Origin of the sequence: Salinisphaera sp. RV14, assembly GCF_052044135.1 — a bacterium.
Lineage (GTDB): Bacteria > Pseudomonadota > Gammaproteobacteria > Nevskiales > Salinisphaeraceae > Salinisphaera.
Map to the genome: position 1 here is coordinate 18,730 of NZ_JBQDYF010000014.1, position 23,483 is coordinate 42,212.

The 23,483-nt window shown below is 65.3% G+C and carries 18 protein-coding genes and 2 tRNA genes; 4 read left to right on the forward strand and 16 right to left on the reverse strand.

Annotated elements, in window-relative coordinates; all coding sequences use genetic code 11:
* Positions 1 to 36: 36 nt before the first annotated feature.
* A tRNA-Val gene (locus ACS8Y6_RS13505) sits at positions 37 to 113 on the reverse strand.
* Positions 114 to 230: 117 nt separating this feature from the next.
* The gene (gene uvrB, locus ACS8Y6_RS13510; protein WP_109994328.1) at positions 231 to 2,249 is read right to left on the reverse strand and encodes an excinuclease ABC subunit UvrB; all 2,019 of its coding nucleotides are present in this window, start codon (positions 2,247 to 2,249) and stop codon (positions 231 to 233) included.
* A gap of 205 nt (positions 2,250 to 2,454) precedes the next feature.
* Here uvrB and ACS8Y6_RS13515 point away from each other — a divergent pair.
* Positions 2,455 to 2,530 (forward strand) — tRNA-Asn (locus ACS8Y6_RS13515).
* Positions 2,531 to 2,712: 182 nt separating this feature from the next.
* Positions 2,713 to 4,176 carry a bifunctional diguanylate cyclase/phosphodiesterase gene (locus ACS8Y6_RS13520; RefSeq protein WP_440848228.1) on the forward strand — a complete coding sequence of 488 codons (1,464 nt, stop codon included), beginning with the start codon at positions 2,713 to 2,715 and terminating at the stop codon, positions 4,174 to 4,176.
* Here the strand turns inward: ACS8Y6_RS13520 and ACS8Y6_RS13525 are convergent.
* The 10 genes from ACS8Y6_RS13525 to mutL form a co-directional block, all read right to left on the reverse strand.
* Entirely contained in the window at positions 4,155 to 5,513 is a 1,359-nt protein-coding gene (locus ACS8Y6_RS13525; protein ID WP_440848227.1) for an NCS2 family permease, read from the reverse strand. The two genes, ACS8Y6_RS13520 and ACS8Y6_RS13525, sit on opposite strands and share 22 nt — an antisense overlap.
* A gap of 151 nt (positions 5,514 to 5,664) precedes the next feature.
* The gene (locus ACS8Y6_RS13530) at positions 5,665 to 6,963 is read right to left on the reverse strand and encodes an adenylosuccinate synthase (RefSeq protein WP_109994325.1); all 1,299 of its coding nucleotides are present in this window, start codon (positions 6,961 to 6,963) and stop codon (positions 5,665 to 5,667) included.
* Positions 6,956 to 8,155: an ATP phosphoribosyltransferase regulatory subunit gene (locus ACS8Y6_RS13535; RefSeq protein ID WP_440848226.1), complete on the reverse strand. Its 1,200-nt coding sequence runs from the start codon at positions 8,153 to 8,155 to the stop codon at positions 6,956 to 6,958. The genes ACS8Y6_RS13530 and ACS8Y6_RS13535 overlap by 8 nt, the downstream gene beginning before the upstream one ends.
* A 4-nt stretch (positions 8,156 to 8,159) precedes the next feature.
* The gene (locus ACS8Y6_RS13540; protein WP_440855750.1) at positions 8,160 to 8,336 is read right to left on the reverse strand and encodes a DUF2065 domain-containing protein; all 177 of its coding nucleotides are present in this window, start codon (positions 8,334 to 8,336) and stop codon (positions 8,160 to 8,162) included.
* A gap of 27 nt (positions 8,337 to 8,363) precedes the next feature.
* The gene (gene hflC / locus ACS8Y6_RS13545; RefSeq protein WP_440848224.1) at positions 8,364 to 9,248 is read right to left on the reverse strand and encodes a protease modulator HflC; all 885 of its coding nucleotides are present in this window, start codon (positions 9,246 to 9,248) and stop codon (positions 8,364 to 8,366) included.
* Positions 9,245 to 10,621 (reverse strand): protease modulator HflK, encoded by a 1,377-nt coding sequence (gene hflK / locus ACS8Y6_RS13550; protein WP_440848223.1) that lies wholly within the window; start codon positions 10,619 to 10,621, stop codon positions 9,245 to 9,247. Before hflK ends, hflC begins: the two co-directional genes overlap by 4 nt.
* A 301-nt stretch (positions 10,622 to 10,922) precedes the next feature.
* The gene (gene hflX / locus ACS8Y6_RS13555) at positions 10,923 to 12,272 is read right to left on the reverse strand and encodes a ribosome rescue GTPase HflX (RefSeq protein ID WP_440848222.1); all 1,350 of its coding nucleotides are present in this window, start codon (positions 12,270 to 12,272) and stop codon (positions 10,923 to 10,925) included.
* An 11-nt stretch (positions 12,273 to 12,283) separates the two neighbouring features.
* Entirely contained in the window at positions 12,284 to 12,535 is a 252-nt protein-coding gene (gene hfq, locus ACS8Y6_RS13560) for an RNA chaperone Hfq (protein ID WP_037336764.1), read from the reverse strand.
* A gap of 58 nt (positions 12,536 to 12,593) precedes the next feature.
* Entirely contained in the window at positions 12,594 to 13,535 is a 942-nt protein-coding gene (gene miaA, locus ACS8Y6_RS13565) for a tRNA (adenosine(37)-N6)-dimethylallyltransferase MiaA (RefSeq protein WP_440855751.1), read from the reverse strand.
* 2 nt (positions 13,536 to 13,537) lie between these two features.
* Positions 13,538 to 15,370, reverse strand: coding sequence for a DNA mismatch repair endonuclease MutL (mutL, locus tag ACS8Y6_RS13570; RefSeq protein WP_440855752.1), 1,833 nt, complete (start codon positions 15,368 to 15,370; stop codon positions 13,538 to 13,540).
* A 245-nt stretch (positions 15,371 to 15,615) separates the two neighbouring features.
* Here mutL and ACS8Y6_RS13575 point away from each other — a divergent pair, with 245 nt between their 5' ends.
* Together ACS8Y6_RS13575 and katG are read left to right on the forward strand one after the other, a co-directional pair.
* Positions 15,616 to 16,068, forward strand: coding sequence for a Fur family transcriptional regulator (locus ACS8Y6_RS13575; RefSeq protein WP_440855753.1), 453 nt, complete (start codon positions 15,616 to 15,618; stop codon positions 16,066 to 16,068).
* 105 nt (positions 16,069 to 16,173) lie between these two features.
* Positions 16,174 to 18,402: a catalase/peroxidase HPI gene (gene katG / locus ACS8Y6_RS13580; RefSeq protein WP_440855754.1), complete on the forward strand. Its 2,229-nt coding sequence runs from the start codon at positions 16,174 to 16,176 to the stop codon at positions 18,400 to 18,402.
* A 339-nt stretch (positions 18,403 to 18,741) separates the two neighbouring features.
* Here katG and ACS8Y6_RS13585 read toward each other — a convergent pair whose 3' ends face one another.
* From ACS8Y6_RS13585 to ACS8Y6_RS13600, 4 genes are all read right to left on the reverse strand, one after another.
* Complete coding sequence (locus ACS8Y6_RS13585) at positions 18,742 to 19,845, reverse strand: hypothetical protein (protein WP_440855755.1); 1,104 nt, start codon at positions 19,843 to 19,845, stop codon at positions 18,742 to 18,744.
* A 3-nt stretch (positions 19,846 to 19,848) separates the two neighbouring features.
* The gene (locus ACS8Y6_RS13590) at positions 19,849 to 21,345 is read right to left on the reverse strand and encodes an N-acetylmuramoyl-L-alanine amidase (protein WP_440848216.1); all 1,497 of its coding nucleotides are present in this window, start codon (positions 21,343 to 21,345) and stop codon (positions 19,849 to 19,851) included.
* A 132-nt stretch (positions 21,346 to 21,477) separates the two neighbouring features.
* Complete coding sequence (gene tsaE / locus ACS8Y6_RS13595) at positions 21,478 to 21,954, reverse strand: tRNA (adenosine(37)-N6)-threonylcarbamoyltransferase complex ATPase subunit type 1 TsaE (protein ID WP_440848215.1); 477 nt, start codon at positions 21,952 to 21,954, stop codon at positions 21,478 to 21,480.
* Positions 21,951 to 23,477 carry an NAD(P)H-hydrate dehydratase gene (locus tag ACS8Y6_RS13600; RefSeq protein WP_440855756.1) on the reverse strand — a complete coding sequence of 509 codons (1,527 nt, stop codon included), beginning with the start codon at positions 23,475 to 23,477 and terminating at the stop codon, positions 21,951 to 21,953. The genes tsaE and ACS8Y6_RS13600 overlap by 4 nt, the downstream gene beginning before the upstream one ends.
* Positions 23,478 to 23,483 lie beyond the last annotated feature (6 nt).

Consider the following 23,483-nt stretch of genomic DNA (forward strand, 5'->3'; position numbering starts at 1 on the left):
CGGCAATCCACGGCTTTAACCGCGAATCAGCGAAAGTGGTAGGCGCGGCCGGATTCGAACCAGCGACCTCTACCATGTCAAGGTAGCGCTCTAACCAACTGAGCTACGCGCCTGCTGAGGTGCGAAAAGATACCGGCATCCGTCGGTTTCGGCAACCCCCTGCCGGAAAAAATCTCGAGAACCCAGACGCGGCGAACCTGTCGCCCCCTGCGGCGACGCAGCCGCGGCGACTACCCCGCCTTCGCCGGCAGTTCCAGCGCATACTCGCGGATCTTGCCGATCCGGTCGCGGATCCGGCCGGCCTCCTCGAATTCGAGATTCTCGGCGTGCTTGAACATCTGCTTCTCGAGCTTCTCGATCTCCTTGGCCAACTGGCTTGCCGACATTTTGGCGTAGTCGGCGCCGACCTCGGCAACCTTTTTCTTCTCCTTGACCTGGCTGTAGTCCTCGTAACCGTGGCGCATCACGTCGGCGACCGCCTTCTGGATGGTCTTGGGCGTGATGCCATGCTCTTCGTTGAAGGCGATCTGCTTGGCGCGCCGGCGTTCGGTTTCGTCGATCGCCCGGCGCATGGAGCCAGTGATCTGGTCGGCATAGAGAATCGCGCGACCCTCGACATTGCGGGCCGCACGGCCCATGGTCTGGATCAGCGAACGCTCGGCCCGCAGGAAGCCTTCCTTGTCGGCATCGAGCACGCCCACCAGCGCCACTTCCGGGATATCCAGCCCTTCACGCAGCAGGTTGATTCCCACCAGCACGTCGAACTCGCCGAGACGCAGATCGCGAATGATCTCGCTGCGCTCGACGGTGTCGATGTCCGAGTGCAGATAACGCACCGCCACCCCGGCTTCGTGCAGGTATTCCGTCAGATCCTCGGCCATGCGCTTGGTGAGTGTGGTCACCAGCACACGCTGCTTTTTCGTCACCACGGTCTGAATCTCGGACAGCAGATCGTCGACCTGGGTCTCGGCCGGGCGAATCTCGACCTCCGGATCCACCAGGCCGGTCGGCCGCACCACCTGTTCGACGGTGTTGTCGGTGTGTTCGAGCTCATACGGCCCCGGCGTGGCCGAGACATAGATCCGCTGCGGCGCCACCCGCTCGAACTCCTCGAACTTCAGCGGGCGATTGTCCAGCGCCGACGGCAGCCGGAAACCGTACTCGACCAGCGTCTCCTTGCGCGCGCGGTCGCCCTTGTACATGCCGCCGATCTGGGGCACGGTCACATGCGACTCGTCCAGCACCATGATCGCGTCGTCCGGCAGATAATCCAGCAGACACGGCGGCGGCTCGCCCGGCGCGCGACCGGACAGATAGCGCGAATAGTTCTCGATGCCGGAACAGAAGCCGATCTCGTTGATCATCTCCAGGTCGAACAGCGTGCGCTGCTCGATGCGCTGGGCCTCGATCAGCTTGCCCACCGACTGGAAATACTTCACCCGCTCCTGCATCTCGGCCTTGATCGAATCCATCGCGCCCACGATGCGCTCGCGCGGGGTGACGTAATGAGTCTTCGGATAGATCGTCAGGCGTGGCACCTTGCGATTGACCGTCCCGGTCAGCGGATCGAAGAACGACAACCGCTCGATCTCGTCATCGAACAGTTCGATGCGCACGGCCTCTTCATCCTCCTCGGCCGGAAACACGTCGATGATCTCGCCGCGCACGCGATAGGTGCCGCGCTCCAGCGTCATGTCGTTGCGCGTGTACTGCAGCTCGGTCAGGCGCTTGACCAGATCGCGTTGACCGATCTGCTCGCCTTCGTCCAGATGCAGGACCATGGCGAAGTAGGCCTGCGGGTCGCCCAGGCCGTAGATCGCCGATACCGAGGCCACCACGATGGTGTCGCGGCGCTCGATCAGCGCCTTGGTCGCCGACAAGCGCATCTGCTCGATGTGCTCGTTCATCGACGAATCCTTCTCGATGAAGGTATCCGACGACGGCACATACGCCTCGGGCTGATAATAGTCGTAGTAGGAGACGAAGTACTCCACGGCGTTGTCCGGGAAGAACTCCTTCATCTCCCCGTACAACTGCGCCGCCAGCGTCTTGTTCGGCGCCATGATCAGCATCGGCCGGCCGGCCTTCATGGCGACGTTGGCCATGGTGAAGGTCTTGCCCGAACCGGTCACGCCCAGCAGCACCTGATGCGCAAGGCCATCGTCCAGCCCTTCCACCAGGCCCTCGATCGCAGCCGGCTGATCGCCGGCGGGCGCCCAATTCGCTTTAAGTTGCAGTCCGTTGCTCATAGCTCCAACCATTGGCCCGGAAACGGGCGATTACAAGGCGTTGCGATACGCACCGCGCCGCGCCGTCGACGCACCCGCGGGCGAGCTGCGAACGCATGCATACAACCGGATTCCCGGTACGACAAACGATTTGCCGACACAGGCTTGCCAATCGGGATTTCATCGCCTAGGATACGCGTCCTTCGCCGCGGTGCGGTGAAGAAATTCCCCGGTAGCTCAGTTGGTAGAGCGGGTGACTGTTAATCACTAGGTCGGCGGTTCGAGCCCGTCCCGGGGAGCCAGACAGCGAGGGCATGGAGGTTCTCCATGCCCTTTTTATTGCGATAGCCAAGCTCTCACCGCCCATATGCGCGCGGGCGCCGCTCGATCGATACGATTTCGTCAGCTGGCCTGGCCATCACTGTTTAAACTGGTGCCCCGGCCCACCGAAACAGCGATGTCAGACCGCCCTGGACGAGCCTGCATGACCGATCGCAATCACATCTTACCGATGCATCCCGACTTGCCGGAGGACAACGCGTCCGCCCGGCTGATCCTTGAGCATCTTTTCGAAGACCTGCCCGAAGCCGTCATCATCGGCAGCCCGGATCGCCGGCTGGCCATGGTCAATGCGGCGGCCGCGCGTCTGTTTCGCTGCAGCAAGGCGGATCTCGTGGGTCAGCCGGGCTCGCTGCTCTACGCCAACGAGACCGACTTCTTCGAGCAAGGCGAAAAACGTTTCAATCTACGCACGAACGCGCGCCACGATCAGTACCTCGCGCGCTACCGGCGACTCGATGGCAGCGTTTTCACCGGCGAAACCATCGGCGGCCCGATCAGCGACAGCCAGGGCCGGGTCACGCTGTTCATGGCGATCATCCGCGATGTCACCGCAAAGCTAGCCAGCGACAACGTGCTGGAACGGCTGTATACCATCAGTTCCAACCCGGAACTGTCGTTCGAACAAGCACGCCGTGCCATCCTCGAACTCGGCTGCGAATACTTCGGCATGCCCGTGGGCATCGTCAGCCGAATCGAGAACAATCGCTATGAAGTAGTGGACGCGGTGGACGCCCACGATTACATCCAGCCGGGCCAGGTTTACGACGTACGCGACACGCATTGTTTCGAGATCGTGTCGCGGCGCGGCCCTTACGCGGCCGACCGATCGACGCATCCGGAGATCTGCGATCACCCGGCCTACCAGCGTTTCGGCGTTGCGTCGTATATCGGGGCACCGCTTAATATCCGGGGCCGATTCATCGGTGCCATCGGGTTTTCGAGCTCGGAATCGACCACGGCATTTACCGATCACGATATCAAGCTCGTGAGCATGTTCGGGCAATGGCTCAGTCACGAGATGGATCGCAACGAGACCCTGCGCGAGTTGCGCCAGGCGCATGACCAGTTGCAGCGCGTGGCGAGCCAGGACGAACTGACCGGCCTCGGCAATCGGCGCGAACTCACCGACCGCATCCGGCGCGAACTCGACCGCGGGCGCCGCCAGGGTCGCTCCCTCGGCGTGGCGCTGTTCGACTTCGATCATTTCAAACAGATCAACGACCATTACGGTCACGCCACCGGCGATGCCGCCCTGCAGTTGTTCGCAAGACGGGCCGCGGCGCGGCTGCGCGGAACCGACGTACTCGGGCGCTGGGGCGGTGAGGAATTCCTGTTGTTGCTGCCCGACGCGACCGCGGAGACGGCGACCCGGGTGGTCGAGCGTTTGCTCGAAGCACTGCGCTCTGCCGATTTCCGGGCCGGACCGGACCGGATCGCGCTGTCGGGCAGCGCCGGGCTCACGCTGACCGACTGCCGCGAGAATATCGACGATATCCTCAAGCGGGCCGACCGTGCACTGTACCAGGCCAAGCGTGGCGGCCGCGATCGGTTCATTTTACTGGAACGCGATGCACGGCCCGCCGCTCAGGCCAGAAACGCGAAGTAACCGACGAAGATCACGAACAACGCATAAAGAATCGGGTGCAACTCGCGCCCTCGCCCACTGACCACCATGGTCACGGGATACACCACCAGGCCGAGCGCGATACCGTTGGCGATGCTGTAGGTCACGGGCATCGTGATCAAGGTCAGAAACGCCGGCACCGCGATCTCCAGACGCTGCCATTGGATTTCACCGAGCGACGAGACCATGAGCACGCCGACGATTATGAGCGCCGGCGCGGTGACACTCGAGGTCACCACGGAAAGCAAAGGCGAGAAGAACAACGCCAGCACGAACAGCGACGCGGTGACCAGCGAGGCAAAGCCGGTGCGCGCGCCGGAGGCGACACCGGCGGTGGATTCGATATAGGACGTCGTCGGCGAAGTCCCGATCACGGCGGAGGCCACCACCGAGCCCGAATCCGCGAGCAGCGCCTGGCGCGAGCGCCGGATGCGGTTGCCGTCGATCAGCCCGGCCTGGGTTGCCACGGCCATCAGCGTGCCCGCGGTATCGAAGAATTCGACGAACAGGAACGTCAACACCACCACCAGCAGTTTGAGCGTGAATACATCGCCCGGCGCGTGGAACAGCTGCGTGATGGCCACCCCGAATACCGGCGCCACGCTGGGCACGTGGCCGATGATGGCGTGCGGCGTCGTGATCACGCCCGTGGCCATCCCGAGCAGCGCGGTCAGCACCATGCCGAAGAAGATCGCGCCCGGCAGGCGACGCAACATCAGCACGATCGACGCAAACAGACCGAATACCGTCAACAGCGTGCCCGGCGAGGTCAGATCGCCAAGGGTGACCAGCGTGGCCTTGTTGTTGACGACGATCCCGGAATCCTCGAAGCCGATCAGGGCGATGAACAGGCCGATGCCGCATGCGGATGCCATCTTCAGATCGACGGGGATGGCATCCAGAATCATCTCGCGCAGCCGCAACACGGTGATCAGTACGAAAATCAGGCCCGAAAACAGGACGCCGACCAGCGCCGTCTGCCACGGCACGCCCATGCCCAACACCACCGAGTAGGCGAAAAAGGCATTGAGCCCCATGCTCGGCGCGATCCCGACCGGGTAACGCGCCACCAGCGCCATCAGCACGCAACCGACGATCGAGGCCAGCGCCGTGGCCGTGAACACCGCGCCCTGCGCCATGCCCGCCGCCGAGAGAATGCTCGGATTGACGAACATGATGTAGGCCATGGCCAGGAACGTCGTCACGCCGCCGACGATCTCGCGCCGGTAGTCGGTGCCCTCGCGATCAAACTCGAAGAAGCGCGCGACCGGATCCCGGTCGGTGGCAGCGGCTGCGGCATCGTCGCCGTGCTGGGTCATCGGTGCATGCTCCTGTGACGGCGGCCACGGCCGCCAGCGTAATGGGTCAGGGCCGTGACCGTGCAGCTTGCGTACCAGGCCGGACCCGCACCCGCCACCGGCGCGCGACGTCCGGCCGGAAGGGGTGAGGCGGCCGAGCGCCGCCCCGGGCTCAGTCTTCGGCCAGCGGATGCCGGAGAATAATGGTGTCGGCCCGGTCCGGCCCGGTCGATACGATGTCGATCGGCACGCCGGTGATCTCGGCCAGCCGATCCAGGTAGGCACGCGCGTTGGCCGGCAGCGCCGTGTAATCGCGCAGGCCGACGGTGGATTCCTTCCAGCCCGGCATTTCCTCGTAAATGGGCTCGCAGCTGGCCAGTGCCTCGGCCCCCGCCGGCGGCACGCTCAGCGTTTCATCGCCGCAGCGATAGCCGGTGCAGAGCCGGATGGCGTCCAGCCCGTCGAGTACGTCGAGCTTGGTGATGCACAGGCCCGACAGGCTGTTGTTGAACGCCGCGCGCCGCAGGCCGACGGCATCGAACCAGCCGCAGCGACGCGGCCGACCCGTGACCGCCCCGAACTCGGCGCCCTTGTCGGCGAGATGCTTGCCGTAATGATCGTCCAGTTCGGTCGGGAATGGGCCGGAACCGACCCGCGTGGTGTAGGCCTTGACCACACCCAGCACATAATCGAAATAGGTCGGGCCAACGCCGGAACCCGTCGAGGCCCCGCCGGCAGTGGTGTTCGAGGAGGTCACGAACGGATAGGTGCCGTGGTCGACGTCGAGCAGTGCCCCCTGGGCGCCCTCGAACAGAATCGACTCATCGGCCACATAGGCTCGGCGCAGCAACTCGACCACATCGGCGACCATCGGGCGAATCTGCTCGGCGTGTTCGAGCGCCTGGTCGAGTGTCTGCTGGAAATCGACCGGCGCCTGGCCGAGATAGTTCTTGAGCACGAAATTATGGAAATCGAGCGCCTCGCCCAGCTTGGACGCCAGCAGCTCGCGCCGGAACAGGTCGGACACGCGTACCGCGCGCCGGGCGACCTTGTCCTCGTAGGCCGGGCCGATACCCCGCCCGGTCGTGCCGATGGCGGTCTTGCCGCGCGCGGCCTCACGCGCCTTGTCGAGCGCGATGTGATACGGCAGGATCAACGGACAGGCCGGACTGATGCGCAACTTGTCGCGCACCGGCACGCCGCGGGCGTCAAGCTCGCCCATCTCCTCCAGCAACGCGTCCGGCGACAGCACCACGCCGTTGCCGATATAGCACGTCACCCCGTCGTGCAGAATGCCGGACGGAATCAATCGCAGGATCGTCTTCTCGCCGTTGATGACCAGCGTATGCCCGGCGTTGTGCCCGCCCTGAAAGCGCACGACGTGCCGGGTGCGATCGGTGAGCAGATCGACAATCTTGCCCTTGCCTTCATCACCCCACTGGCTGCCGATGACGATGACCCGTTTACCCATGTTGCCTATCCCCTAGCGGACGGACCTGCCAGGTGCCGTCGATCTGTTCCAGAATGCGATCGCAGCCCGAACCGGTGGTTTCGGTATGCGCGGGCGTGGCGACCACCACGCGCTCGCCGGACGCCCGCAGGCGCCGGATTTCGGCGAGTAATGCTTGGTCGTCATCGTCGGACGGCGCGAAAATACCGCCGGCCGGCCGATCGTCGGCGAACTCGCCGAGTGCGGCCAGCAGGTTGAGATCGGCCGAGAAGCCGGTCGCCGGCCGCGGCCGGCCGAAAGCCGAGCCGACATCGTCGTAGCGGCCGCCACGCGCCAGTTCCCGGCCGAGGCCGGGGGCGAACGCGGCGAACAGCAAACCGGTCTTGTAGCGATACCCGCGCAGCTCGGCCAGATCGACGAACAATGGCATGTCCGGATAATGCGCCTCGATCAGCGCGACCATGGCGGCTGTTTCGTCCAGCGCATGATCGATGCCTTCATCGATGCCGCCGAGCGCGGTGCGCGCCGCGGCCAGTACCGACGCCGGACCGTTGAGCCCGATCAGCGTGGCGAGACGGTCGTGCAACGATGCCCCGAGCCGCCCGTCCGCGGCCAGCCGGTCTAGATCGGGCCGCGACTTGCGCTGAACCACGTCGAACAGCGTGGGCTCGAAATCGGCCGAGACGCCGGCGAGCGCCACCAGTCGGCGATAGATGGCCACGTGACCGAGATCCAGATAGGCCCGCTCGATCCCCATGCCGTGCAGCGTCTCCAGCATCAGCGACACGATCTCGAGATCGCTGTGCAGATGGGCGTCGCCGAATTTCTCCACCCCGACCTGCAGCGGCGAGCGCGAGCCGCCCGGTTCGTCCGGGCGGGTCCGCAACACGCTGCCGATATAGCAGTAGCGCGCGGGGCCGGTCGCAGCCAGCCGGTGCGCATCGATGCGCGTGGCCTGGGTGGTCATGTCGGAGCGGACGCCCATCATGCGGCCGTTGAGCTGATCCGTGAGCTTGAACGTATGCAGATCCAGCTCATGGCCGGCGCCGGTGAGCAAGGAATCGAGATATTCAATCAGCGGCGGCCGAATGAGTTCGTAGCCCCAGCGCCAGTAGAGATCGAGCAACGCCCGGCGTGCCGCCTCCAGCCGCCACGATTCCGGCGGGACCGTCTCCTGAACGCCTTCCGGCAGTAACCAACGTTTGGATTGCATGGCTCTAAAAATGGTGTAGAAACTGCAGCGCCACGACGCCGACGGCGATCATCACGGCCCCGAAGATACGCAACTGGCGCGGCGCGACATTGGCCAGCCGCATCACGGTCTCACGCCAGCGCTCCGGCGCGATGAAGGGCATCAGCCCCTCGATCACGCAGACGAGCGCCAAAGCGCGCAACAGATCGGCCCACATCGTCCGCGGCTGCTATTTCTGGTGGCCGGCACCCGCGGCGAGCGCGGGATTGAAGTACTTGAAAAGCTTGCCATCGGGCTTGAGCAACAGGACATCCTTGTCGCCGATGCTCTGCCGGTAGACCTGCAGACTGCGATAGAAGCTGTAGAAGCCGGGATTCTTCTTGTAGGCATCGGCGTAGACCTGTGCCGCCTTGGCATCGCCCTGCCCCCGGATCGACTCGGCCTGCTTGTAGGCCTTGGCCAGCACCACTGTACGCTCGCGCTCGGCATCGGAACGAATTTCCTTGGCCGCCGCATCGCCCTGCGCACGCAGCGTACGGATCACTTCCTGGCGCTCCGAGCGCATGCGCTCGTAGACCGTATCGCTGACCTTGGACGGCAGATCAAGCTTCATGATGCGCACATCCTTCACATCGATGCCGAGCTGCTTGGCGGCCTGGTTCACCTGCACCTGAACCGCGGCGACGATCTCGTTACGGTCATCGCCGACGGCCTGCCGGATGGTGCGCTTGGAGAACTCCGCCAGCAAATCGTTCTGCACGGACTCGGTCAACAGGCTGCGTGCCCGATCGGCGTTGCCGTGGGTCGACAGATAGTACTTCACCGGCTTGGCGATCTGCCATTTGACGAAGTAATCCACCGACAGGTTCTTGTTCTCCGAGGTCAGCACGCGGTGGATATCGCCGGTCAGCGTCATCACACGCCGATCGAAACGATGCACCTGCTGCACGAACGGAATCTTGAAGTGCAGGCCGGGCTGGTACTGGGAACCGATGATTTTACCCATCTGCACCACCACCACGCGTTGGCGCGGCGTCACCACAAACACCGAGTCATAGGCCACATAGGCCGCGATGACGACGAGGATCAGAGCAAAAATCTGCTTGCCATTCATGAGTTGCGGCTCCGGCTGCGCAGGTTGTCGACGTTCGAGCCGGAGTTGCCGCTCGTACTCGAACCGTTGCCGCTACCGTTGTCACCCGACTGGCTCGGCAGGGGGGCGGACGCGTTGGCGCTGCCGCTCGAACCGGAATCGCCATTGCTGGCGGATTTGTTCGAACCCGTCGACTTGCCGAGAATCTTGTCCAGCGGCAGATAACTCATCGAATTCGACGACCCGTCGTTGAGGATCAGATGAGAGGCCGACAGCACATCGCCCATGGTCTCCAGATACAGCCGCTCGCGGGTCACCTGGGGCGCCTTCTCGTACTGGACGAGCAGGTCGGAGAAGCGGGCCGCCTGGCCCTCGGCGCGGTTGATCTTGCGCTGCTTGTAAGCGCGTGCCTGGGCAATGATCTGCGCCTTGTCGCCCTGGGCGCGCGCCACGATATCGCGGGCATAGGCACGGGCGATGTTCTTGGCGCGCTCTTCTTCCTCGCGCGCCTTGATGGCCTCCTGGAAGGCGCCCTGCACCTGCTCCGGCGGCTGGGCGTACTGCACGTTGACCGCGATAATCTGAATGCCGGCGTGATACTTGTTCAACGTGTACTGCATGATCCGGCGCACGTTGTCCGGCAGCTTCGCACGCGAGCGATCGGTGATCTGCGGGTATTCGTTCTGCTTCTGCTTGACCTGGCTGGCGAGCTTCTTGTCCATATCCTTCAGCCCGTTCTTCTTCTTGGGCTGACCGGAGTTCTCCTTGAGGTCGACATGGGCCATCGCCTTGTTGTCGAGCTGGTTGACCTGAACCCCTTCCTGGATCACCTGGTTCATGTCCGAAGTGCCGACGATCTCGCGCACAGCCGAACGCAGCACCTGCTGCACGGTGTTCTCGGGATCCTGCAACTGGAACAGATAGCTCATGGCATCCGAGATGCGGTATTGCACCGAGACCTCGACATCGACGATGTTCTCGTCCTTGGTCAGCATGACCGCGCGGTTGCTGGTCCGACGCACCTGGTGCGTGTCGACCTTGGACACGGTGCTGATCGGGTACGGCAAATGCCAGTGCCAGCCCGCGTCGGCGGTGTGTGTATACGCCCCCAATCGCAGCACGACGCCCTTCTCGCCCGGCTGTACGACGTAAAGCCCGGTGGCCAGCCAGATCACGAAGACGACCGGCACGAGCGCGACAAACACGCCGCCGCCGATGCCGCCCCCGCCATTGCTGCCGCCGCCGGCGCCACCGCCGCGCTTGCCGGAAAAGCGCTCACGAAAGCGCTTCCATATCTGGTCGAGATCCGGCGGTCCGCCACCGTTGCCGCCACTGTTGTTGCGGTTGCCCCCGCCCCACGGATCCTTGCCCTTGCCGGGCTCGTTCCACGCCATGCTAGAAAGCCTCTGATCGGGTCGACGGCACGGCTTGCACACGGCCGCGCCCCTCGCGTTCACATCGGGCGGCCGCTTCAGGGCACCCGCCCGTTTTCGCGCGCATGCGCACCGGCCGCTTGCCGGTCAATCCCTGAGTGAACAAACCGCTCTCCTTGAATGTCACCGGTCGCACACGGGGCCGTGGAACGGCCCGAAGCGGCGCAACCCGGCATAACGATGCGCGAACGGCCTGCGATTCCCCGCAAGTCTATAGTCCGCCCGAAACCCTGTCGAACGTTGTGGCCCGGAAACACCCACGTCAGGCCGGCCGGCGCGGGACGCGCGCTTCGGCGAGGCGCTCGACGTCCGGGCGTACAGGGCGGCGATCGATGAGCACGTCGCCGAATACCAGCCCGGCCTGGGCCACCACCCGCTCCAGATCCGCCTGCGATGCGGTCACCGAGAGCAACGCATCACCGTTGTCGGCATAACGTTCCTCGCCGACCACGCCGAGCTCATAGAGCTGGGAGCGCAACCAGCCGGCGGCCGGTGGCACGCGCAGCGTTCCGAGCACGGTATCCGGATAGCAAAAGGCAGCCAGGGCATGGCGCAGCTCATCCAGGCCTTCGCCGGTCACCGCCGAGACATACACCCGTACCGGCCGGCCATGAGCGTCGTATTCAACGCGGGGCGGCTCATCGTCAAGCAGATCGACCTTGTTGAAGACCTCGAGCTGCGGCACGCCGCCCGCGCCAATATCGCCAAGCACGCCGTTGACCTCGCGGGCATGCGCCCGCCGCTCGCTGTCGGCCACGTCGATGACGTGCACCAGCACGTCGGCCTCGCGTGTCTCCTCGAGCGTCGCACGGAACGCGGCCACCAGTTCATGCGGCAGATCGCGAATGAAACCGACCGTATCGGCGACGATCAGGGGCTCGCCCACGGGCACATCCATGCGCCGCAGGGTCGGATCGAGGGTCGCGAACAGCTGGTCGGCGGCATAGATCGTCTCGCCGGTCAGTCGATTGAACAGTGTCGACTTGCCGGCATTGGTATAGCCGACCAGCGACACTACCGGGGTCCGCGCGCGCCGACGCGAAGCGCGGCCCTGGTCACGCCGGGCCAGCACCTTGTCCAGACGGGAGCGCAACAGCTTGATGCGGTCGTTGAGCAGGCGGCGGTCGGTCTCGAGCTGGGTCTCGCCCGGCCCGCGCAGCCCGATACCGCCTTTCTGGCGCTCGAGATGGGACCAGCCGCGCACCAGGCGCGTGGCCAGATGTTGCAACTGCGCCAGCTCGACCTGCAGCTTGCCCTCGTGAGAGCGTGCCCGGCGCGCAAAGATATCCAGGATCAGACCGGCACGATCGAGCACCCGCGCGTTCATGCGCTTTTCCAGATTGCGTTCCTGGCTGGGCGACAGATCGTGGTTGAACACCACCAGTTCGGCGCCGTGTTCGGCCACGGCGGCGGCAATTTCGTCGGCCTTGCCGCCGCCGATGAAGAAACGCGGATCCGGGACCCGGCGGGAGCCGCCGACATGACACAGCACGTCGGCGCCCGCGGATTCCACGAGTTCGCGAAATTCCTGATCCGCGGCCTCGTACTCGTCGATGCCGAAGGCGATATGGACGATCACGGCCGCCTGGCCGGTCGGCGGCCGCTCAAACATGTGCTCGAACCCTAGCTATCGTCGGACTCCTGCGACATTTCGTCGCGCACTTCACTGCGGACGTTGCGCGACGGCACGATGGTGGAAATCGCGTGCTTGTACACCATCTGATTGACGGCATTGCGCAACAGCACCACAAACTGGTCAAAAGATTCGATCTGCCCCTGCAGCTTGATGCCGTTGACGAGATAGATCGACACCGGCACACGCTCTTTGCGCAAGGCGTTGAGGAATGGTTCTTGTAATGTTTGGCCTTTTGCCATGGAACAGACTCCACAAAGTCGGGGGGACAAAAAAGATCAAGAAAATATTAGCATGATTTCAGGTCGTCCCGGTCGCCGTTTCGACGAGCCGTCGCGCCCTGTTTTTCATTGTGTCGTCGTCGCTCGCGAGCCAGGGGGCATCATCGAGAGAACGCAGCCATGTGAGCTGTCGCTTGGCCAGCTGGCGTGAGGCGATCACCGCCCGGTCCACGGCCTCGTCCAGGCCGTACATGCCGTCCAGTGACTGCCACAGCTGACGATAGCCAACAGCTCGCATCGCAGGTTGCGCTAGATCGAGATCGGGACGGGCATGGAGCTTTTCAACCTCTGCCAAAAATCCTGCGGCCATCATCAGGCCAAAGCGCTGGGAAATATTGCGATGCAAGCGTTCGCGTGTACTCGGCGCGACGATCAGTTTGTGGATCGACCACGGCGGATCGGCCGCGCCGCTGCTTGCGTGCAGCGCGCTCGGCGCCTGCCCGGTCAGCGCATGAATCTCCAGCATGCGCTGGATGCGCTGGGCGTCGTTGGGATGGATGCGTGCCGCCGTCGGCGGGTCGATACGCGCCAGGCGCGCGTGCAGGGCCGCCCACCCCCGCTCCACGGCCTCCTCGGTCAGGCGGGCGCGCAGCGCCGGATCGCGCCCCGGCATGTCGGACAGGCCATGCTCGAGCGCCCGAAAATACAGCGACGTGCCGCCCACCAGAAGCGGCAGCCGCCCGGCGGCATGAATCCGCTCGATCTCGGCCCGGGCGTCGCGCACGAAATCGGCCGCGGAGTAGGCCTCGGCCGGGTCACGGATATCAATCAGCGCGTGCGGCGCACGCGTCAGGGTCGCCGCGTCCGGCTTGGCCGTGCCGATATCCATCCCGCGATAAACCATGGCCGAATCCACCGACACGATCTCGGCGTTCATCGACGCAACCAGATCGATGGCCAGCCCGGTCTTGCCGGAGGCGGTCGGGCCCAGGATGAAGACAACCGGCGGCTTGCCCGGCATCGCTACTGGCCGCGCATGAACAGGCGATCGAGACCGGCACGATCGACACTCACCCAACTCGGGCGGCCATGATTGCAGTGCCCGGCCCGGTCGGTGTGTTCCATGTCCCGCAGCAGCGCGTTCATCTCGGCGATCGTCAGTCGTCGTCCGGCCTTGACCGCGGCTTTGCAGCCCATGTCCGCGAGGATATCGTCGAGGATGTCGCGCACCGCATCCGCGCCGCGCGGGCCGCCGTCCAGCTCGGCGATCACGTCGCGCGCCACGGCCAGATAATCGCGATCGGCCAGCAGCGCCGGCACCCCGCGCAGCATCGCGCTGGTCGGCCCGCTGCGCCCCAGTTCGAAGCCCACCTCGGCCAGCAGTTCGGCGCGGTGCTCCACGACCGCCGCCTCGCTCTCCGACAGCGACAGCGTCTCGGGCACGAGCAGTCGCTTGCACTGGATGCGCCCGGCCGAGAACTCGGCCTTGAGCTGTTCGTACAGCACCCGCTCGTGGGCGGCGTGCATGTCGACCAGAACGAGCCCTTCGGCGTTCTGGGCCAAAATATAGATGTCGTGCAGCTGACCGATTGCATAACCCAGCGGTGGCGTCTCGGCCTCGTCCGCCGGCGCGCCGGGCGCCGGCGTCTCGACGCCGCGCGCGGGCGTATCGCGGTTACCGGGCGCGGCGGCTTGCGACGCCGGTTGCTGGAAGCGATAGCTGGCGGCCGTCTCGGCGAGACCGGGCCGTGCCGGCTGTGTCCCGAAGTGCAATCCGCGCGGGGTCATGGGTCGCTGCGGGGTCGATGAGTCGACGGCGCCGGGCGCCGGTGCCAGCTCGACGGTTCGCGCCTCGTGCGGGCGCGCCTCCACCGCGGCCAGCGCCCGCGAGACGCTGCGAAAGACGAAATCGTGCACCAGCCGCGACTGGCGAAACCGCACCTCGGCCTTGGCCGGATGGGCGTTGACATCGACCTGGCGCGGATCGAGCGTCAGATACAAGGCATAGGCGGGATGGCGCTGATTGTGCAGCAGATCGCGATAGGCCAGCCGCACCGCGTGATTGAACACCTTGTCGCGGATCGGCCGGCCATTGACGAAGCTGTACTGGCGATCGGCCTGCCCGCGCGAGAAACCGGGCGTGGCGATCCAGCCGGTCAGGCGCAGGCCCGCCGCCGATTCATCCACGACCACGGCGTGGTCATCGAATTCGCCGCCCAGAACATGCGCCACGCGTCGCTTGCGGGCCTCGGCGTCGCGACAGGCGCCCAGGGCCGCCGATTCCACGCCGCCGTGACGCAGGGTGAAGGTCACATCGAAGCGCGACAGGGCCAGTTGATTGAACGCCTGACGGATATGCTTGAACTCGGTCGGTGGTGCGCGCAGAAATTTCCGGCGCGCCGGAATCCGGGCGAACAATTCACGCACCTCCACGCGGGTCCCGGGGGCACCGGCCGCCGGGCGCGCCCGGGTGTCGATGTGCGGCGAAATGGCATAGGCGCGATCGGCGCCGACGACCCGCGAGGTCAGCGTCAGCTCAGCGACCGAGGCAATGCTGGCCAGTGCCTCGCCCCGGAAGCCGAGGCTGGCCACCGATTCCAGCGCATCGAGACTGTCGATCTTGCTGGTGGCGTGCCGGGCAACCGCGAGCGGCAGTTCATCGGCACTCACGCCGCTGCCGTCGTCTTCGATCAGTATGCGTCGCAGCCCGCCCTCTTCCACGTCCACGGCGATACGGCTGGCACCGGCGTCCAGGCTGTTCTCGACCAGTTCCTTGATGATGGACGCCGGGCGTTCCACGACCTCGCCGGCCGCGATCTGGCTGATCAGTCGATCGTCGAGCAGTTGAATAGGCATCACGCAACCGGCGTCGAAACGCATATGGGAACCGAAACGCCGCTCAGTGTCCTGTATGTCACCCTCACTTGGCAAAGCAAGTCGCGGGTTCGGCGCGCATGGGCGGCCAGCGCCCACCGTGAGCACGAACGCCTCGGTCCGTCATTGCCGGCGCAGACTCCAATACAGTGGGGTGGCGCAGCCGGCGTCATTGACTGATTCGTTTTCTTGACTCATTCCAGAAAATAACCAATGATCGAGTTGCCATGAGTCGATACCCAAACGCCATTGCTGCTGAACTACGCGAGCGCGGCCTGCGGGTTACCGCCCCGCGTCATGCCGTGCTCGACTGGCTGGTCAGCCATCCGCACGCCACCGTCGAACAAGTGCATCAGGGCGTTTCCGAACGCCTGGGCACCATCTCGAAACAGGCCGTCTACGACGTGCTGTCGGCATGCGTGACGGCCGACCTGGTTCGACAAATCAAGCCGGCCGGCCACCCGGCCCGGTTCGAGCGGCGCACCGGGGACAATCACCATCATCTGGTATGCCGTGGCTGTGGGCGCATCGCCGATACCGATTGTCATACCGGTGATGCCCCCTGTCTGACACCCTCGCATGATGAGGGTTTCGACGTGGATGAAGCCGAGATTGTGTTCTGGGGCCTGTGTTCCGAGTGCCAGTCTCGCAAGGATTCAGCGGCGGAGCCTATCGACTGACCGACCGGAGCCCGGCGGTCTCCCGCGATGGTCACGTGACCATCGCGTACACAAAACGCCTGCCATGGTTCGCAGGATTATTGATCGAAAGCAGGAACGAAGCATATGAGCGAAGAAGTTAAACTGGAAGGCAAATGCCCCTTCGGTGGCGACCGCATCGGCGGTGCCGTCGGCTCGGGCACGACGCTAGAAGACTGGTGGCCGAACCGACTGCAAGTGGAACTGCTGCACCAGAACCCGCAGGAAGCCGATCCGCTGGATCCCGATTTCGACTACGCCGCGGCGTTCAGCAAGCTCGACCTCGATGAGGTCAAGAAGGATATCAAGGCGTTGCTGACCTCCTCGCAGCCGTGGTGGCCGTCCGACTATGGCAATTACGGCCCGCAGATGATCCGCATGGCCTGGCATTCGGCCGGCACCTACCGTATCGCCGATGGCCGGGGCGGTACCGCGCAGGCGATGCAGCGTTTCGCCCCGATCAACTCGTGGGAAGACAACGGCAACATCGACAAATCCCGCCGCCTGCTGTGGCCGATCAAGAAGAAATACGGCAAGTCCCTGTCCTGGGGCGATCTGATGGTACTCACGGGCAACTGCGCCCTCGAGATCATGGGTTTCAAGACCTTCGGATTCGGCGGCGGCCGTATCGACGCCTGGGAGCCGGATCGTGCCACCTACTGGGGGCCGGAAACGGAAATGCTCGGTCGCGATCGCTGGGAAGGCCAGCCCGACGAAGAGCACTATGATCTCGAAAACCCGATGGGCAATTCCCAGTTCGGCCTGATCTATGTGAATCCGGAAGGTCCGGCTTCCAACAATGTCCCGGAACACTCCGCGCGCGAGATCCGACAGACATTCGGCCGCATGGCCATGAATGACGAAGAAACCGTCGCGCTGATCGCCGGTGGCCATGCGTTCGGCAAGTCCCACGGTGCCGTCTCCCCGGAAAACGTCGGCCCGGCGCCGGAAGCGGCGCCGATGGAAGCCCAGGGCCTGGGCTGGATGAACAAGGCCGGTACCGGCTTCGCCGAGTACACCATGACCAACGGCATCGAGGGTTCCTGGACACCGCGGCCGACCAACTGGGACAACGACTACCTGACCAACCTGTTCAAATACGAATGGGAGCAGACCAAGGCACCATCGGGCGCGACCCAGTGGAAACCCACCGACGCCAGCGCGCCGAAAACGCCCGACGCCCACAAGTCGGGGGTCGAGCATCCATTGATGATGATGACCTCGGACATCGCGCTGAAGGTGGATCCCTCGTATCGCAAGATCTGCGAAAAATTCCTCGCGGACTTCGACTACTTCGCCGACGCATTCGCGCGTGCCTGGTTCAAGCTGACGCACCGCGACATGGGTCCGAAGGTCCGCTATCTCGGCCCGGAAGTGCCGGAAGAAGAGCTGGTCTGGCAGGATCCGACCCCCGCCCGCGATCATGACCTGATCGACAGCAACGACATCGACCACCTGAAGACCCGGATTCTCGATTCCGGTCTGACGGTCTCCGAGCTTGTGGGTGTGGCCTGGGGCTCGGCCTCCTCCCATCGCACGTCCGACAAGCGCGGCGGCGCCGATGGCGCCCGCATCCGTCTCGCGCCCATGAAGGACTGGAAAGTCAACAACCCGGCCGAGATCAAAAAGGTTGTGGAGACGCTGGAAGACATCAAGGCCGACTTCGACGGTGCCCAGGCAGGCAACAAGCAGGTTTCCGTTGCCGATCTGATCGTGCTGGGTGGCTGTGCTGCGGTCGAGAAGGCGGCCAGGGATGCCGGGGTCGACGTCACCGTGCCGTTCACGCCGGGGCGTACCGATGCCACTGACGCGCAGACCGATGCCCAGAGCTTCGATTGGTTGCGCCCGGTCTCGGATGGCTTTCGCAACTTCCAGGACAGCAATGTCCGCTACAACGTGACGCCGGAGCGGATCTTTCTGGACCGCGCCGACCTGCTCGGCCTGACCGCGCCGGAATGGACCGTGCTCACGGGCGGCCTGCGCGTACTGGACATCAACACCGGCGGTTCCCAGGACGGCGTGTTCACCGACCGCCCCGGCGTGTTGTCCAACGACTTCTTCACCAACCTGACCACGATGGACTACTACTGGCACAAGGCGGACCAGGACGGCATGGCGTTCGAACTGCGTCGTCGCGACAACGACGCCAAGAAGTTCACCGCCACGCGTTGCGACCTGGTCTTTGGCGCCAACAGCCAGCTGCGCCAGATCTCGGAAGTCTATGCGTCCGACGACGGTCACGAAAAAATGGTGCATGACTTCGTCAAGGCGTGGCACAAGGTGATGATGCTCGATCGCTTCGACGTCGCCGCCTGAGCCATGGCGGCCGATTCGATTCCGGCGGACCGGTTTCGAATCGGTCGGCTTGCCCACGGCGCTTCGCGCGAAGCGCCGACAACCCAGGCCGAGGGCTACTGACGCCGACCGCGTCAAGCGTGACCGATGCGGTTCCGCGGCGTCCCGGGGTCTTCGCACAAGACGCCGACCCATCCGGCTTCCGCCCGAGCGGCGGAGCCGGATTCTTGATTGCGCGTGCCAGCCGCGCGCCGACGTCCCATTTACCTGCTGCTGTGCCCATGCGACCGGGGTGTCGCGCATGCGGGCGCCGCCCACCGGGCCGGTTGCCGCATACCCGCTGATCCGCGAAGTTTTTCCCTACCGGCGCGTCGCGTCCGGGTCCCGATCTCCGGCCACGGCGAGCGCCGGGTCGATGCCCTGGCGGTGCCGCCATCGATCCCATGCCCGCAGCCGGCACGTGCCCGAGACAACGCCCGCGCCCGGCCCGAGATCGGGCGCCACGGGACGCCATGGCGAGGCATAATGCGTCACGCCCCGGCCCCTCGCCGGCCCACGGAGCGCGGATAAAACCACTCGGGCCTGCCGGGCACCGTCCCAGCCCGGCAATACACGGCGCCCATCGAGCGAAGCCGCCGCGCCCGTGATCTGCACCGACGCCGCGCGCGGACTCGCCAGCCAACGGTCGACCCTCAGGCCGGGACCGTAAATCGGCAGGTTCATCGCCAGCACCAGCGAATCGGGCTCGGCCGGCCCGGCACAGATGACATGATCGGCACGGAATCGCCGGCCATCGCGGCATTGAACACAGCAGGCGGCCAAGCCGCTGGCGGTCGCGCCCGCAACCACATCGACACCGATCCAGGCCAGCCGGCGCAACGCCGCCCGCGTGGTCCGGCTGTAGTCCCGCCCCGGCCACAACAGTGTCACCGAGGCCACACGGCAGCAGCCGGCCGCTGCCGCCACGCCACCGGCAATCTCCAGCGCCGACCGCGACCCGCCTGCGATCACGATCGAAGTGCGCGTCCCGGCGTCCAGCGCGGCCCGAAGCGCAATCAGCTGCATGGTCGAATGCCCGGACCAGACGCGGGGACAACCGGGCCGCTCATGCGCGGCCCAGGCCGGCAGTCGGCGCGTCCCCGTGTTCAGGCTGAGACGGTGGTAACGCATCATCCGCCCGTCCGCCAGCCACAGCCGGCCATGGGTCGGTTGGCAGCCGATCGCCCGGCTCGTGATGACGTGTGTAGCCGAAGGCGGCGACCAGCGCAGCCGATGCGGCGACACGGCTCCCGCGAGCATGGCCGCCGTGGCCCCGCCATATCGGCCGTCGTGCGGCGCGACCACGGTCACGCCAAATGTCTCGCCCGGGCCCCGGAGGTGGCTCAGCAGATGCCGGTGGGTTTCGCCGAGACCGACCAGAACGAGATCGTGTACGGCACCAGGCGGGCTTCGCTCGGGCCGCACCGCTCAGCTTCTGCTGGCCAGTTGTTGCGCTTGCGGCGGCGGAATCTTCAGCGTCTGGCCAGCCTGCAGCCTGTTGCTGTTCATGTCGTTGTAGCGACGCAGCGCCGGCACGCTCACCCCGTAGGTCTGCGCGATCTGCGAAAGCGTGTCGCCGCGCTTAACACGATGCTGCTGGTCGGCGGCGATATAGGTCGACGGCCGGTAGCTCGCGAAATACCCCTTGATGCCGCGCAGCATGGCCGCGGCCAGTCCGTTCTGGTAGCGCGCACGCGCCAGCCGGTGTTCGGTCGCGCGATTGGAGATGAAGTTGGTCTCGACCAGAATCGACGGAATATCCGGTGACTTCAGGACCATGAAGCCGGCCTGCTGCACCCGGCTCTTGTGCAGCGAGCCGAGGTCATCGAGCTGGGCCAGCACACGCCGACCGGCATCCATGCTGGCCTCGATACTCTGACTTTGTGACAGATCCAGCACGAATGACGCCAGACTGGAATTCTTGTTCTTCAAGCTGACCCCGCCGACCATGTCGGCGCTGTTCTCGCGCTGGGCCAGCCAACGCGCATGTTCGCTGGTCGCGCCATGCGGCGAAAGCGCATAAACCGAGGCCCCCTTTGCCCCGCCGCCGTCCGGCGATGCATCGCAATGAATCGAAATAAAGAAATCGGCCTTGTCCCGCCGCGCGATCACCATGCGCTGGCGCAGGCCGACGTAGTAGTCGCCGTTGCGGGTCAACACGCCCTTCATATGCGGTTGATCATCCACCATGCGCTTGAGCCGCCGCGCGATGGCCAGCGTGATATTCTTCTCCAGCAGCCCGTCCGGGCCGTGTGCGCCCGGGTCCTTGCCGCCGTGGCCGGGATCAATGGCGATAACGATGTCGCGCGATGGCGCGCGACGTTCAGGCACCCTGGGCTCATCCTGGGTCCCGGTAGCCGACCGATCGGCCGGCGAGTCGGCGGGTGTCGGCGAAGAGGCCTGCGCCATGGCGGCGGCCGACTTATCGGCAGTGGCCTGGCTATCGTCGCTGGCGGTCAATTCACCATCCGAATTTTGCGCATCCGTACTGGCGCCGGTTTGTGCCATCGCGGTGTCGGGCGCACCGTCTCGCGGATACAAGTCGAGCACGAGCCGATAGCGATGGCCGTCTGCCGGTGAGAGCATGAAACTCTTGGCGCGGATCATTTCAGCCAGATCGAGCACAACGCGCACGCCGGTGCCCTGATGCACGCCGGTACGAATCTTTTTGATCAGGCCGCTGCCGCGGGCCTGTCCGGCGACGCGTCCGAGATTGCGCGTGTGTGGCAGATCAATCACCAGCCGTAGCGGATGATCGACCATGAAGATATTCGGGTCGGTGTCCGCGGACAGATCGAAAACGACACGTGTTTTGTTCGGGCTCGCCGACATGCGCGCATCGTGCAGCCGTGCGACCTGGGCCGCAGCCGGCAACGTCAGCGTGAGGAAACCGAAAAAAATCAGCCATTGCACGCTACGGATCATGTGTCACCCCGTCTCCCCCACAGGGTTCGCGAGAGAACCGTTTTCCAGAGATTATCGACCGGGATCACCCGGCGCAAATTTTTTGACAGGAAAAACAGGACCTAGCGTGAAGGTGTTGGCTATCCACTTGAATTATGTGCGCGATCTGAATTGCTGCAGCTTCGCGATCACCTGCCGACCCGCCGCTGAACGGGACTGAAGATGCGCAAATCGCCCCTCACCACGGTATTCCAGCGTGATGTCGAGATCCGGCGCCGGCAGAAACCCGGCACCGCGATCGGCCCATTCCACCAATACCAGGTCGGAGTCGAGGCAGATGTCGCGGATGCCGAGAAATTCCAACTCTTCCGGGTCGCCCAGGCGATACAGGTCCAGATGATGCAGCCGCCGCCCCGACAGATCGTAGGGCTCGATCAACGTATAGCTCGGCGACACCACCGGTCCGGCATGACCGAGCCCCTGGATCGTCGCCCGCGCGAGCGCGGTCTTGCCGGCACCCAGTTCCCCCGTCAGCGTGATCACCACGCCCCGGGCGTGCACCTCGATCGCCCGTGCCAGCTGCCGGCCCAGCTGATCGGTGTCGGCCGGCGTGGGCAGGGCAACGTTCACGGGCGCTGCGGATTGGCCTGGCGTCGTATGCAGGGCAACAGATCGGTCGGCAACAGACCGCGCTCGCCGTCGCCGACGGCGGCCTCGTCGCCCGCCAGCGCGTGAACATAAACACCGAACACAGCGGCCTCGGCCAGCGTCATGCCCTGGGCCGCGAAACCGGCGATCACGCCAGTGAGCAAATCGCCCATGCCGCCGACCGCCATGCCGGGATTGCCCTGGGTGCACAGCCAGAGCTCGTCGGGCGTGGCGATGAGCGTGCCCGCGCCCTTGAGCGCCACCACCGCGTGGTAGCGCTCGGCCAGACGCCGCGCGGCCTGGACCCGGTCGGCGACCACATCGGCCGTCGACCACCCCAGCAGGCGCGCCGCTTCGCCGGGGTGCGGCGTGAGAATCCAGTGTTTGCGCTCGACCTGGGCGGCCGCCAGGCGATTGAGCGCATCGGCATCGACCACCAGCGGCCGATCCGAGTCGAGCGCGCGCCGCCACAGCGCATCGCCCCAGTCACCACGCCCCAGACCCGGCCCGATCGCGATCAGCGACGCCGCCGCGATCAACGCGTCCAGACGCGAAACCGCGTCGGCGGTACCCGGGTCGTCGGGCAGGCCCTGGCACATCAACTCGGGGCGCGCCTGGCTCATCGCGCCCGCATGATCGTGATGACAGGCCACGCTGACCAGCCCGGCCCCGGCCCGCAGCGCCGACTCGGCCGACATGCGAATCGCCCCGCCCATGCCCGGCCCGCCGCCAATGCACAGCACATGACCGTTGTCGCCCTTGTGCGCGCCGCGCGGCCGCGCCGGCAGCACATGCCGCAGATCGCGATGCGTGATGCGCCGGGCCACGTGGGGCTGATCTCCGTACAGCGCATCCGGCGCGCCGAGATCGTCGAAGGCGAGCTCACCGCTGTGCGCCGCGCCGTCGCCGGTGAGCAGGCCCAGCTTGAGGCCGATGAAAGTGACCGTGGTATCGGCGACCACCGCACGCCCCCAGGTGCGCCCGGTGCCGGCATCCACGCCGGAGGCGATATCGATGGCCAGCACCCCGACGCCCCGGCCCGACGCTTCGTTGATGCGATCGATGGCCTGGGCCATGGCTCCGGTGACCTCGCGGTTCAAGCCGGTGCCGAACAGGGCATCGACGATCAGGTCGGCCTGAATCGGCTCATCGACGAAATCACGAATCTCGCCGCCGGTCTCGCGCCAGGTGTCGAATGCGCGCGCCGCGTCGCCGGTGGCCTTCGCCAGATCCAGCGGTGCGACCAGCGTCACCCGCCACCCGGCTGCCATCGCCTGGCACGCAACCAGCGCCCCATCGCCGCCGTTGTTGCCCGGCCCACAGAACACGACCAGCCGCCCCGGCATGGGCCAGTTCTGGGCCAGTTCGTCGTAGGCCGCGCGCGCAGCGCGCTCCATCAGGGCAAAACCGTCCACCCCGAATTCGTTGATGAAGCGCGTATCCAGGGCTCTGAGCTGATCGGCGTCATAGACCAGGTTCGGCAGATAATCGCTGGTTTCGGTCATACGGAA

Bases quoted from the DNA above. Each gene is read 5' to 3' on its own strand.
- uvrB (WP_109994328.1), bottom strand. From the start codon at position 2,249: ATGAGCAACGGACTGCAACTTAAAGCGAATTGGGCGCCCGCCGGCGAT.
- ACS8Y6_RS13520 (WP_440848228.1), top strand. From the start codon at position 2,713: ATGACCGATCGCAATCACATCTTACCGATGCATCCCGACTTGCCGGAG.
- ACS8Y6_RS13525 (WP_440848227.1), bottom strand. From the start codon at position 5,513: ATGACCCAGCACGGCGACGATGCCGCAGCCGCTGCCACCGACCGGGAT.
- ACS8Y6_RS13530 (WP_109994325.1), bottom strand. From the start codon at position 6,963: ATGGGTAAACGGGTCATCGTCATCGGCAGCCAGTGGGGTGATGAAGGC.
- ACS8Y6_RS13535 (WP_440848226.1), bottom strand. From the start codon at position 8,155: ATGCAATCCAAACGTTGGTTACTGCCGGAAGGCGTTCAGGAGACGGTC.
- hflC (WP_440848224.1), bottom strand. From the start codon at position 9,248: ATGAATGGCAAGCAGATTTTTGCTCTGATCCTCGTCGTCATCGCGGCC.
- hflK (WP_440848223.1), bottom strand. From the start codon at position 10,621: ATGGCGTGGAACGAGCCCGGCAAGGGCAAGGATCCGTGGGGCGGGGGC.
- hflX (WP_440848222.1), bottom strand. From the start codon at position 12,272: ATGTTTGAGCGGCCGCCGACCGGCCAGGCGGCCGTGATCGTCCATATC.
- hfq (WP_037336764.1), bottom strand. From the start codon at position 12,535: ATGGCAAAAGGCCAAACATTACAAGAACCATTCCTCAACGCCTTGCGC.
- miaA (WP_440855751.1), bottom strand. From the start codon at position 13,535: ATGCCGGGCAAGCCGCCGGTTGTCTTCATCCTGGGCCCGACCGCCTCC.
- mutL (WP_440855752.1), bottom strand. From the start codon at position 15,370: ATGCCTATTCAACTGCTCGACGATCGACTGATCAGCCAGATCGCGGCC.
- ACS8Y6_RS13575 (WP_440855753.1), top strand. From the start codon at position 15,616: ATGAGTCGATACCCAAACGCCATTGCTGCTGAACTACGCGAGCGCGGC.
- katG (WP_440855754.1), top strand. From the start codon at position 16,174: ATGAGCGAAGAAGTTAAACTGGAAGGCAAATGCCCCTTCGGTGGCGAC.
- ACS8Y6_RS13590 (WP_440848216.1), bottom strand. From the start codon at position 21,345: ATGATCCGTAGCGTGCAATGGCTGATTTTTTTCGGTTTCCTCACGCTG.
- ACS8Y6_RS13600 (WP_440855756.1), bottom strand. From the start codon at position 23,477: ATGACCGAAACCAGCGATTATCTGCCGAACCTGGTCTATGACGCCGAT.